Consider the following 12,990-nt stretch of genomic DNA (forward strand, 5'->3'; position numbering starts at 1 on the left):
TAGAAAATTTACACCTTTTTACCTGAATACGGATTTATCCCCATATTATAATAAATAAACGACCAAGTATCGGCGGCTTCGTTTATGAGCAAAGACGTAGCTTTACCCGCACCGTGACCCGCATTCACATCTACCCGAATTAAGTACGGATTGGGGCCGGCACCTTTCTCTTGCAGCGTAGCCATGTATTTAAAAGAGTGCGCCGGCACTACCCGGTCGTCGTGGTCGGCGGTAGTAACCAGCGTAGCCGGATAACTCACTCCTTCTTTAATGTTATGCAGCGGCGAGATAGCTAGTAAGTTTTTAAACTGTTCGGGGTTGTCGCTGGAGCCATACTCTTCTACCCAAGCCCAGCCAATGGTAAATTTATGAAACCGCAGCATATCCATAACCCCAACCGCCGGTATGGCTACTTTAAATAATTCCGGACGTTGATTACTAACGGCTCCCACCAGTAAACCTCCATTTGAGCCCCCGGCAATAGCTAGTCGGGATGGGCTGGTATATTTTTCGTTAATTAAATATTCCGCTGCTGCGATAAAATCGTCGAATACGTTTTGCTTGTTGGGTGTCATACCGGCTTTGTGCCAATCTTCGCCGAACTCGCCGCCGCCCCGGATATTCGGTATAGCCAATACCCCATTGTTTTCGAGCCATAACATTCGCGAAATGCTAAAGGCAGGCAGGATAGAAACATTAAATCCGCCGTAAGCATACAAGTACGTGGGGTTTTTACCATCTAGGATTAAGCCTTTTTTATGCACAATAAACATGGGAATTTTGGTACCATCCTTACTCGTATAAAATATCTGTTTGGTTTCGTAATTATCCATCTGCACAGCTACCTGGGGCTTCCGGTATAACTCCGATTTATTGGTAGCCACTGTGTAGCGGTAAATAGTACTGGGATAAGTGAAAGAATTAAAAGTGTAAAAAATATCTTTATCGGTTTTCTTGCCTCTAAAGCCGGTTACGGTACCCAAGGTAGGTAATTTTACCTGACTCAGTAATTTACCTTTGGTATCGTATACCAATAAATGGCTGGAAGCATTTCGCATGTAGGTAACCAACAATTTATTATTTACCAGTGATACTTCGTCCATTACATCCTCTGACTCCGGAATAACTATTTTCCAGTTGTCGGGCTGGGGTTTCTCCGGATCAATCAGTACTAACTGATAATGCGGCGCATTTTTATTCGTGCGTACCAATAACTTATCGCCTAAATTTTCTACTAAAACATATTCGGCTTCAAAATTATTGACTAGAGGTTCTATTTGGGCTTTTTCTTTCGTGAGGTCTTTGTAAAATAAGGAATTAAAAGAACTGGCCCCTTCGGAGACACTCATTATTAAAAATCGTTCATCTTCGGTAGTCTGAGCAAAAAATGTACGGTTGGAATGTCCTTTATCTTCGTAAATTAACAGGTCCTCGGCTTGCGGCGTACCTACTTTATGGTAGTACACTTTTTGGTTTTCGTTTTTATTGGCCATTTTAGAACCCGTTTTTGGCTCGTCGTAACGGCTATAAAAAAAGCCATCTTTAAACCAAGCAGCATCCGAAAACTTAATCCATTGCAAAGAATCATCAAGCTTTTTGCGGGTAGCGGTTTCCATTACGTAAAAGGTATTCCAGTCAGAACCGCCGCCCGAAGTTCCGTAGGCCATGTAATCCCCGTTAGCCGAAAAACTTATGGCGCTGATGGCCGTGGTACCATCTTCAGAAAATTTATTGGGGTCCAGAAAAACAGTGGGGATGCCTTTCAGACCTTCCTGCACGTAGAGTACTTTCTGATTTTGTAAGCCGTTATTCTTAAAGAAATAATATTTACCTCCTTCTTTAAACGGAGCCTCAAACCTCGGGTAATTCCAGATTTTAGTTAATCGTTGTTTAATTTTCTGCCGGAACGGGATTTTAGCTAAGTACCCAAAAGTAAGTTCGTTTTGGGCTTCTACCCATTCTTTTACCACTTTCGCCGTATCGTTTTCCAGCCACCGGTACGGATCCGCTACTGTTGTACCATGATACATATCTACCTGATTTACTTTAGCGGAAACGGTATGCGGAAAGCTTAATTTGCGCATGGGCTCACCAATTTCCTGCACGGGAGTTTCAGTAACCATTTCGGTTTTTATATTTTGGTTATTATTTTCGGAAGATTTACAGGCAATCAGCAAGCTAAGTCCGCTAGCAATTACCATTAAGGTTATTTTATTCATATTACGCCAATCGAAAATACGACTACTTTAAGGTAACGAAAAATCAAAAGAATTAGTAATGGCCACCCTTGATTTACCAGCATAAATTACCGCATTACTTTTATTACGTTATGGTGTTACCTTACCTACGTAAACCTTTACTCAGGCAGTTCTATATTAAATAATTTGCTACTTAGTTGCAGTTACGGTACGACGCTCTATTTTCCCGATTTTAGGAATTACCTGAATTAAAAAGCGTTTATTATCGTATTCGCGGGAGCCTTTGTACCGGCCGGTACCGTAAAAACCACTGCCCGCAATAATTACTTCAAAACGTTTTTCGTCGAAAGTAATGTTACGGCTCTGCCAAAGGTTAAGTAGCGCCAAGGCCCGGTTATAACTGAGTTGGTACCCATAATCGCGTTGCCGGATATGAAAGTTGGGATTATACGGGTCGCGGGCGGCCATCCCTTCTATAATTACCAGGTATTTTACGCCGTGGTCTTGTTTTATATCGTCGATTATTTTTTTCAGGGTAAGACCGGCGGCGTATAAATCTTTCTTGTCTGATTCTTTAATTACCCAGCTATTTGGGTCAAATTTAGTTTGCACTTTTAATTCGTGCCGCTTATTTACCGGGTCGAACCGGAAATATTTTCCTTCCAGACCTTTTAAAGCGGCTTCAATTTCCCGGATTTTATTAAGTTGCTCTACCTGCACGAGCAGTTCGCTTTCTTTATCCTTGAAAAGTTTATAGCTGAGCACAAATAACACGAGCATCACGATGAACAAACTCGTCATCAAGTCTACGTAACTCGGCCAGAAAAAATCTTCTTTATTCGTATTCAAAAATGTTGGAAAGTTAAATGTGTTTGCAGAGGTTAATTAAATACGTTTCTGATAGGCTTCAAAAATTTTTCAAATTCACTTAAACATTTTATCCATCAGTTTTTTAAGCATTCCGGGTTGCGTTACTTTGTCGAGGTTTTGGTTCATGTGTTCGAGTTGGCGTAACAGGCGAGCTTGCGTTTCGGCATCGCGGTCCATTTTCTGAAGCAACGTGCGTTGGGTTTGGTTTATTTCGCGGCTTAGCTCGTCTTGCTGCGTGTTCAACTTTTTAAATGGCTCCAGGTACTGCACCACTCTTTCGTAAATATTGTCCCGGTTCAAGGCTTCAAAATGATTCGACCAGCGTTCGTAAGCATTTTGCGCATCCTGCTCCAGGTAACGCATGCGGGCATCCATCAGCTCGGTTAAACGGCCGGCGGCTTGGTCGAAGTATTGTTCTATTTTCGCGGAAATATCAGCCATTTCTTTTTCGTGGGTGCCAAAAAAATCGAGTTGTTTTTGAATTAAATTATCGTGCTGACCAATGTATTGCCCTACATTATTTATTCCCCGTTCAAAACCAGTTAAGCGCTCCAAGATACTTTGCACGGAAGCAGCCGCACCGGCTCCGGCTTCTAAAGATTGGTTTAAAGCTTGTTGGTAGCCCAGGAACTTCTGAAACTCTTCGGTGCTTTGGGTAACTTTATCGAAAACTTGCAAACTGGCCTTCGCCATTTGGTCGTAACCAATTTCTTCGAGCTTTTGCAGGAAATTTTTCTGAACTTCAATGTTGGCGGTAATACCCGCAATAATAGGTTTAAAATCGGCTACTTTATCCAGAAACTCCCGGTTAAAGGCATCCAGTACGGCTTTTAAGCTGCTCAAACTACCCGCCATATCCGAATGCAAACGGGGCAGCAGTTGGGCTTGCAAAAAAGTATAATAATCGTTCTGGTGGCGGTCTCTTATAAAGCGGGCGTTTTTAAATAAAGTATTTCCCCATAAAGTGAGCAGCAAGCCAAAAAACGAACCCACCATGGCCACAACTACTCCGGTAATAAAAGTTTGAATGGCCTCGTTGGTAACACCACCCCCCAGAATTATGCCCGATAAACCAAAAATTACGCCCAGAAAGGTACCTAGTAAACCCACGTACAGCGGCGTAGCTACTATCGCGTTAATTTCCTTTTCTAATACTTCCGATTGCCTTTCCGAAATATCTTTGAGGATATTGAAATCAGCCGCCGCACCTTTGTTATTGCGTAAGTAATTGTTTGTATCGTTTAAAATCTCCAAGAACTCCCGCGAGCAATTCCCAGCCGCTATTAAGTCAAGTTCTATTTCAGGGGCAGTATTTCTTTTCCGTTCCGGAAGTGGAGGGCCCGATGTTTCAGGTTCAGTTTTAAGACCAACAAATTCAATCTCGTTATCCGTAGCCAGATTAACCAGGCGAATGTAAGGAATGTAATAAGTTTCGGAGTTAGAGGCAAAACCATCGTAAACTGTCCGACGTATTTCTACCTGTTCCCCGCGGTTATTCAAATTTGTTACCCGGTGTATTTCCGAGGGTGTATGCAGAAACAAAAACTTCTTACCCTGTTCCAGTAATTGCAACTTTTCGGCTTGAGCCGGGAGCAAATTATTTTTAACCTCTTGAGCAGTATTCCCGCTAGCATTCAAAAATTCTTTACTAATCCATAACTGTTTTTTATCCGGATAAAGAGAGACCACGCGGTTAATTTTCTGCCGGTTTTGTAAAAAAACATAACCTTGAAAACAAACAATCCCGATAATAATGGCAGCCTCTAAAAGTATTTCGAACATAATTGGCGTATTCGTCTAAAAAACAATTAACCGACACAGTGGCCGGTTAATTTGGTAATAAGTATTTCTACGTTTCCTAAATTTAATAAATTTTGAACTTTCGAATTAGGGGTAAGTAGTGGTTTCAATTCCTAACTGAAAACAAAGCGCATTTAAAATTTCTGCTTGTTTACTGAGGTTGGTTACTCTATTATACTCTAAAGATAATCGTTGCTTATCTAAGGTTCTTGTTTGGTGACATAATACAACAGAGTCGTTGGGTAAACCGTACTCATTCTTCGCTAATAATACTTCGTTTGGGTAAATATGTCGACCGGCTTTTCTAGTAGTTAAAGGTAGAACGTTTACGATATTTAATAAATCATTAGTACTGTCATCGCTGATAATCAAAACCGGCCGTGACTTACCTTGTTCGGAACCTATTACCGTATCTAAGCTATCCCGGTAAATTCCCCAGCGTTTAACAATCATATTGTTTCCGAGTCAATAAAATTAAAATCTTCTTTAACTTCTTGAATATCGGCCAGAAACAATGGGTCGTTGGTAGCTTGTTTCAAAAGCAGTAGTTTTTCATTTACTTCATCAATATCATCATCAATTATAACTAATACCCGCCTCTTATTACTAAAACTCTCCGGCAGATTAATTATAAGTTGATTATTTGACACATCATATATTTGTTTAAGCTTCATATTACCAAAGCCTTTATGTATTCAAACGAAGTTTTTAATCAGAAGTAGTTATAGCCTAACTAACGAGCTTCCATTAATCACCTAATTCTTTTATTCTACTTACTCAAAATGTATCTGCGCTTTGCGGTCAATCTTCCAGAAGCCGTTTACCTGCGTTAAAACGCCGGGTTCATCATTTACAATGCGGGTAGCATTGGTGTTATTCATTTGGTACGTACAAGCATCTTTTAAAGATAAATAAGCACTCTCAATGGCGCTGCGGTGTACATTGGTATTGGTTACAATCCGGAACATGGCGCGGTTCGGGTCTTTCCGGCTAATGCGAATTTCGTAAATGCTATCGTGCTGCGGTGTATCGTATAAGTCTTGCTCGTGAAAACCACCATTTACCGGAATACGGGCGTATTTACTTTGTGGCTTGTCGGTGGGAGGCGGCGTATGATTAGCAGCTGTTACCAATTCTTCAATGCCTTGCGGTTCTACTCTAGGTTGCTGGCTTACATTAGCTTGGGAGGCAGGTGGCACAACCGCAGCCGCCTTAACTGGTTGCGACGAGATTGGCGCTGGTGTTGGAGCAGCCTGTAAATTTTCGCGTTCTTTCGCCATTGCCCGATTAATTAAGTTTTCGACAGCAGCCATGGTAATTTTGCCCGCTCCATCAGAGCCAACCCGGCCTGGCAAATTAACCATTTGAGCTAAATTATCAATATCAATGCGCCGTTGGTCGATGCGTTTGCTTTGTTTTTTAATTTCTTTGTTGAGCAGGTAAATCAAAACCAGGTTGATTAAGCCTAAAGCAATGGCAAGGATAGTCATAGAGTTGGTTCCAGTTATAGTAGTATTTTCTTCCCGTTTAGCAAGAGAACTTAGCTTTTCCTCGGCGGTAGCATCCGTCGTGGTGCCATCGGGGTCGGTAAAAGTTTCTTGCTGCTGTGCACTATCAGGGTTCTGTAAGGCAGCATCCTGCACAATAGGAGCGCCCGTGGCAGCCGGGGCGCCGTAATCCGCCGCAATTTGCTGTAATTGTTTATGTAAATCCTCGAGTTTACGCCGGCGTTTAATGTCATTCATGCGCTGGTCATTGTTCCGTAGTCGAGCGTAAATACTTTTTACAAGCGTATTTAACTGGGCTTTTGGGTCTTTGGGTAATTTGTAGAAACCACCATCTTCAATGGGTTTATACAGTTTAGAATAGATGGAAGAATTAGCATCTTCTTTCTTTATCAAATTTACAAATTCATTCATACTGGACACATTCGCAAATTGACCGGCATTCGTCAAATTTGCATCGCGATAAACAAAATCGGCTGTTTCCGTCCAGATGTCCAGCTTAGCCAGTTCCATTTCGGATTGCGCCCAACCAGCAGGCGCTACTCCTAAAAATAGCCAGATAATTAAAATGGCAAGCTTATTCTTCATTGTACTTTATTTTAAAATTCTCCGCAAAGATAAGGCTTAAAGGTTTTTGCATTCTGATTCCCTCCAAAAAGAACTGCCGAACCCTAACTTTTAAGGCATGTTTATCTTTTTAAGTCTCCGGATTTAATACTTAAACCACTGCTTTACTGGCATAATGGCGTTCGTACAAATCACGCGAAAGTTGATACAAAGTTTGCTTAAACGAATAAAAAAACAGCGTTTCGGCTAGTACTTCGTCGGTGCGCAGAGTTTGGTGGGTTTGGTTCAGGCCAATGCTTAAACTGTCTTCCACTTCGTTTTGCAGGTACGGCAACAAGAAATTCGGATCGATTTGTACGCCCAAATCCGGCAGCATCGACGTTATTTCAGGGTCTTGCAGCGCCAGCTTTAAGTAAGCCTTCGCGTTTTCTACCACCGATTGCCGCATGGATGAATCAATTTGCTCGGTGGTGATAAAATTACTCCGGATGTCCTGTAGCTCCTGATCACCCACTAATTTCACTTCCTGGATATGCTCGTAATCGGCTTGCTGCGCCGAGCCTTGGAAAAGTACGCCACCATTGGCAGTAGCTTCTTTCGGGTTATTGGCCAGAATAATTTTAAAATTTTGCTTCGGTTCTTTACCAGTTACTTTGCGCAGAATGGTTTTAGTTAAGCGCTCCACCACTAGCATATTCGAGCCGCCGCTGAGTAATTTTATGTATAAACTACCTTTACCGCTAAAACAAAAATACCGGGGTGTTTCCATTTCCAGGTGCTTAATTAACTGCGCTACGTGGTAGATGATACTCGTGTAGTGCAGGTAAAAAATAATCCGCAGATGCCGGGCTTTCATTAGTTGGTGACTGAATTTTAGCTCGTTGTCGTAGCTAAAGAGCAAACTTACTACATCCGCCGACCGGAACTGGTCGTTGTTCACAGCCAATTCAAAGGCGGTGCGGGCTTCCTGCTCCGAGCCGGAAATGGGTACATTGCGGCTTTCCTGGCGGTATAGTTGCAAAAAGCCGTTGTGTTTCCCGCTGCCGTGCAAACGACTATAGCCTTCGCCCCACAAATCATCGCCGGCAAACCGGAACGAGGTGCTGTACGCGGGTTGCTGGCCTTTCAGGAATAATAAATCGGTAGTTCCGCCTCCTATATCAATGTTTACCACGTTTTCGTCGCGGTTGGGCACAACCTGGTTGGTGGCGGTGAGGTAATAATAAGGCGCTACCGATTCGGTAAGCGATACAGTAAACTCCGTAGTTTTAAAAATATCCTGGTAGGCTTCGTCCCATTTTTGTTTAAACTGGTTCAGCGAGAATAAATCGAAACTCAGCGGTCGGAACCAAATTAGGCGGGTATTTTCGATGATACCGTTGTTAAGCGCTACTTTGTGCTTGATAAGGTACAATAACTCCCGGAAGAACGCTTCTACCCGCGCTTCGCCCTGCGTATCTAGTTCCAATGACCATTTTAAATTGGTTTCGTAACGAGCCTGCTGTACCATCGATACTTCGGCGTTAATGGCAAAACCAATATTAATGTTGCCCAGTACATTTTTCGGTTCATTCGGGAAATTAGGGGTTTCACAAGTAGCCGTACGAATTGGGAATTCAAAAATACCGCCCTGCTCCCCGATAAACGACGGTACAAACTCGCGGTTCTGAATAAGCAATACCGGAAATAATTCGCCAAAACCAGCGCGGTAACGTTCGTACACCGTTTTATTTACATCCGCCGATGGACTGTTGAGCAACACCACCTGCATATCGTTCTGGCCGATGGTAAAAGTTTTCGGGTGCGCTCCTTGCGCGTTATTATAAGCGACGTGCGTGTTGGTGGTACCAAAATCAACGGAAAAAGTAAAATTTTGGGTGCCGCGGTCCAGTTCCGTCCACTTCGGTACAATCAAACCTTTCACCTCCTGCCCTTGCGGGCAAACTAATTCCACATAATCAAAATGGGTATGTTTTACTTCGTAATAAGTAGAACCAGCTCCAACCGAAGTTTTACTGGTGCGTTCGGTTCTAGTAGCACTGCGGCTACCTCCTTGCCCCTCAATGCGGTGGTTGCCTACGTAAAAACGCAGGTCGTAACTTTTATTCACCAACGAGGGGGCGGTATCATCGTCCACGAGCATTATTTTGTACAAATCGTTATGCTGCGGTTGGTTGCGCATTTTGTAGAACGGGAATATTCCCAAACCTACTTTCGCCCGGATAATGGCACCTTTTTCCGGAATTTCCCGCCCAAACTCGTCTTTTACGTTCTGCGGATTCTGGTAATAGCTACGCTCATAGGTTACAAACTGTCCATTCTGCACCGGTATTTTCAGGCTTACCTTTACGTGGTTAATGTCGATGGTAAACGTCAGAAATTCGTACAGGTCGCGGACTTCAAAATAATCGAAGAAAGTACGTTTTATCGGCAGCAGGTACGGAAATTTGTGCTTGACGCGGGTATCAGCCCCGTAGCTATAAGCAATTTGTCCCACCTGAAAACGGTCGGTATTTACTTCGTAAGGCAGTTCTACCAAGTATTCTTCTAAAAAATCACCGATGGTGAGGAACGGATATTTGTATTTTTTACCCGGTAACACGCGGTTTTCGAGCGGTAATGGGTCAGCCCAAGGTACAGTGGTAGCGTTATCCCAGCGCTGCCCGTTAATATAATTGGCTTCAATTTTTAAATTTGGCTTCAGCACAATCGGCAAAGTACCCGGGTTCGGAACCCCCGGACTTATCCGTACGAATAAATCGCTGTTAATTTCGATGCGATTGGAACGGGTAGGCAAAGCCGCGTTTTTTACCAATACCGGGTTTCCATTAACATCGGCCAACGGAATATATTGCGCCTCAAAGCTGGGCTGCGACACTTCCCCCCGCAACTCCATAGCATTAAACCGTTCGATTTGCAAGTTGGCAAACACACTGCCGCAGAAGTATTTGCTCCGCAGTTCCGGTTTTACCATAAACAGGCCATACACAAAATCCTGAAAAGCCTTATCCCGCTCGTGTAGCAACACAATATGTTTATCGAAATAATGCCCCCGCGCCTGCGGCCGCTCTATATCAAGAGGCTGCACGGTAGGTGCAGTAAAAAACAAAGTAAACGGTGAGGTACCACCAATTAAACGCTCCGCCGCTTCGCCATTAGGTAAATGGTATTCGTAGTAAATCAGGTATAAATCGGAAAAACCAGTAAAGCGGTCATCATTTAGAAATAGCCGCAGCGTATCGCCCAAAATTTTAGTAGCTGGGCTGTTCCGTAAGACTTGCAACTCACTATCAATATTCCAGCGACGAAGGATAATTTTTTTACCGGCCTGGGCATACTGATGGTAATTAAAAATTAGCTCGAACAAATCCCAATAATGGGATACCAACTCGTGGTAAATCGAGTGCCGGTTCCCGCTTTTATCGGTATTCACAAAATCGAACGCCGTCTCGAACAAATGCATCCTCGCAAACGGGGTCGGGATGGAGGTAACAATTTTACTAGCTTTCGCCCCCGTCGGGTCGGTAATATCGTTGAGTTCAATGTGCGTAATCGGCGAAGATTGCTGCCAGCCTTCTATTTGCTGTTTTCCTTTATCGTGCAAGCGCAGTACTTTCGGCATATGTTTTAGTTTTAGTCCATAGTCCACGGTCAATAGACCACGGATGTAATTGTTAATTAGTTGAATTGGTAAATGGTACTTGGTAAATGTTAAGAAAGCTCCCCTCCTGTTTTAGGAGGGGTTGGGGGTGGTAAACTGGGCAGTAATTTCTGCTAAAACACCTTCCAATTGCTCAAACACTTCCTTGTTCTCAAACCGTAGCACCTTTATATGTAAATTTTTTAAAAACTTTGTTCTGTCCTCATCCCGTTCATAACCATTTTCAGTGAAATGATCTCTTCCATCTAATTCAATCGCAAGCTTCTCTTGCGGGCAATAGAAATCAAGTATGTAATTACCAACACTGTGTTGTCTTCTGAATTTACGTCCTATTTGGCTATTCTTTAAATGTTTCCATAACTCGGCTTCAGCAGGAGTTAAGTTGCTGCGGTTTTGTTGACGCAGATTTTTTAAGTTTTGCTGGTTATGAATACGTTCTTGCATCTTCAACTGCTTTTGTCAACCACCCCTAACCCCTCCTTATCCAAGGAGGGGAATTTTGTTAATCTTCATTTTAAACATTTTAACAAATAACTACTTGCATAAAATATACTTCTTTGTGAATTCAGTATGGATATAGGCTCCCCTCCTTGGATAAGGAGGGGCAGGGGTGGTTGATTTTTAGCTATCCATTGTTATATCTGTGTAATCAATTTATATAGTCGTAACCTACCCTTAAACTGTCTTCACTTTCTCCGTAAACGCTTTTTCGGTTACGCGGTCGAAGAGTTGGATGAATTTTCGGAAGCGATCGCGTTCGGGTATTTGCTTTTCGGCGGCGTCGAGTTCGTTGCGGAAGAATCCATGACTAATGCCTTTGTCGAATATATTCCATGATTTAGTAATAATTTCTTTACCCCGGATGAGTTGGTTAAAGTCGTCGGTGCTCAGGTTAAAAGGGGCGAAGCTGCGCTGGTTACTGTTAAGTTCGCGGAGCCAGTTCAGAAAGCCGTAATCCGGGCTGTTAATAATTTTATCTAAATCTTTAAATAAACTGTCCTTGCCGAGTAAATTCTGCAGTTCCAGGTTTTTATAATAAGGCGAATCTTTGTCGTCTTTTAACAGGCTGTTAAAATATTTGGCGAAATACAGAAATCGGCTCAAGCTTCCGGCAATCTTTTCTTTCGACTCAGGAGCCAAATGGCCAAATTGTACCTCACGGGTATCTTCGGTAAAGCCGTATTCGTGGTAGAGAGTGCCCGAACTAAAATCGGCGGCATTATAATCCATAAAATCCAACACTGCCATGGCACTGAGTAACTCTACTAAATGCGCTTTGTTTTGCTGACTGCTGCCGCCCGGCTGGTTCTGGTACGGAGCATCGGGCGTATCGGCAATATAATACAAGGCCTCCAATCCTTTCAGGTGATGCTCATAATAAGAAAGTGCCGCGCGGGTTTTGGTTATGAAGGTATTGGAGTCGATGACGCTGCCGTCTTCGGCTTGTAAGGCAAAATAAGGCAGCACGGTAATAGCCCCGGTTAAAGCATCCTGAATATAGCCCGCATTGGCCAAAGGTGCTTGCTGGTCTTTCAGGTTTTTGAGCAGCAACGGAAAACCGGCGGCCCCGGTACCGCCAAAAATAGAGCTGATAAAAAAAATACGGTCACCTTTCTGGAAATTCTTGGCGAAATATTGAATCTCAGGCGAATCTACAATTTTATTCAAAACCACGCTGCCTACGTTCGGGCTGCCCCGGAAACCAATGGTCAGCGGACTTTCCAGGTTATCGTCGGTAAACAGTAATTCAATCACACTTTTCGTACCCGGCGATAAGGAATTATAATGGATGTAATCGCGGAATCGCTGGTTAATGCCGCCAAAATCGTACACAAAGGTATCCTGTACTACGCCGTCGGTATCGTTGGCAATGTTGGATAAAGTACTAATGTCCGTTTTAAAAAAACCTTTGTCGCGCAAGCCCAAGTGTTTCTGAATGCGCTTGTACGTTTTTAGAAGCTCTACCGTACGGTTCATGTCACCGTTCTGCGCGTCCGGGTCAATGATGATGGGCACCACGCGTTCACAGTTTTTAATTTCGACCCCGGCCGCCAGCAACATGGTCAGCGACCGGATTACCCGCGAACCCGTGCCGCCAATACCGAATATGAATAATTTTGCCATTATTTAGATGTTAGATATTGGATGTTAGATAGTAGACTTTCAAGCCTCATCTAATCATCAATACACGCTTATTTTAAATTCCTCCCTGCTATAAGCCGGACTTTCTTATTCTTATTTCTATTTTATCGCGAGCACGCCTCGCTCGTGCTACTTATCGTCTGGCCTCTGGCCGGTAGGCTATTTACTAAATTGCTTTTATTAACTGTTTATCGGTTCGCCCGGCCGGAGGCCTCCCAGATAGTAGACACGAGCGAAGACGCTCGCG

General features: G+C 43.2%; 9 protein-coding genes. All 9 read right to left on the reverse strand.

Going from position 1 to position 12,990, the window contains the following annotated elements:
• Positions 1-8: 8 nt before the first annotated feature.
• Positions 9-2,219 (reverse strand): prolyl oligopeptidase family serine peptidase, encoded by a 2,211-nt coding sequence (locus AHMF7605_RS15460; protein ID WP_106930808.1) that lies wholly within the window; start codon positions 2,217-2,219, stop codon positions 9-11.
• A 168-nt stretch (positions 2,220-2,387) separates the two neighbouring features.
• On the reverse strand, positions 2,388-3,047 hold the full coding sequence (locus tag AHMF7605_RS15465) for a hypothetical protein (protein ID WP_233219140.1): 660 nt from the start codon (positions 3,045-3,047) through the stop codon (positions 2,388-2,390).
• Positions 3,048-3,122: 75 nt separating this feature from the next.
• Positions 3,123-4,850: a coiled-coil domain-containing protein gene (locus AHMF7605_RS15470; protein WP_106930810.1), complete on the reverse strand. Its 1,728-nt coding sequence runs from the start codon at positions 4,848-4,850 to the stop codon at positions 3,123-3,125.
• A gap of 105 nt (positions 4,851-4,955) precedes the next feature.
• Positions 4,956-5,321 carry a type II toxin-antitoxin system PemK/MazF family toxin gene (locus AHMF7605_RS15475; RefSeq protein WP_106930812.1) on the reverse strand — a complete coding sequence of 122 codons (366 nt, stop codon included), beginning with the start codon at positions 5,319-5,321 and terminating at the stop codon, positions 4,956-4,958.
• On the reverse strand, positions 5,318-5,518 hold the full coding sequence (locus AHMF7605_RS15480; protein ID WP_146153599.1) for a hypothetical protein: 201 nt from the start codon (positions 5,516-5,518) through the stop codon (positions 5,318-5,320). Before AHMF7605_RS15480 ends, AHMF7605_RS15475 begins: the two co-directional genes overlap by 4 nt.
• A 123-nt stretch (positions 5,519-5,641) precedes the next feature.
• Positions 5,642-6,961, reverse strand: a complete 1,320-nt coding sequence (locus AHMF7605_RS15485; RefSeq protein WP_106930816.1) for a hypothetical protein — start codon at positions 6,959-6,961, stop codon at positions 5,642-5,644.
• Between the two features lie 130 nt (positions 6,962-7,091).
• A complete protein-coding gene (locus AHMF7605_RS15490) occupies positions 7,092-10,562 on the reverse strand; it encodes a hypothetical protein (protein WP_106930818.1) in 3,471 nt (1,156 codons plus the stop codon).
• A gap of 111 nt (positions 10,563-10,673) precedes the next feature.
• On the reverse strand, positions 10,674-11,045 hold the full coding sequence (locus AHMF7605_RS15495; RefSeq protein WP_106930820.1) for an endonuclease domain-containing protein: 372 nt from the start codon (positions 11,043-11,045) through the stop codon (positions 10,674-10,676).
• A gap of 231 nt (positions 11,046-11,276) precedes the next feature.
• Complete coding sequence (locus AHMF7605_RS15500) at positions 11,277-12,725, reverse strand: hypothetical protein (RefSeq protein WP_106930822.1); 1,449 nt, start codon at positions 12,723-12,725, stop codon at positions 11,277-11,279.
• Positions 12,726-12,990: the final 265 nt, after the last annotated feature.

Origin of the sequence: Adhaeribacter arboris, assembly GCF_003023845.1 — a bacterium.
Taxonomy (GTDB): domain Bacteria; phylum Bacteroidota; class Bacteroidia; order Cytophagales; family Hymenobacteraceae; genus Adhaeribacter; species Adhaeribacter arboris.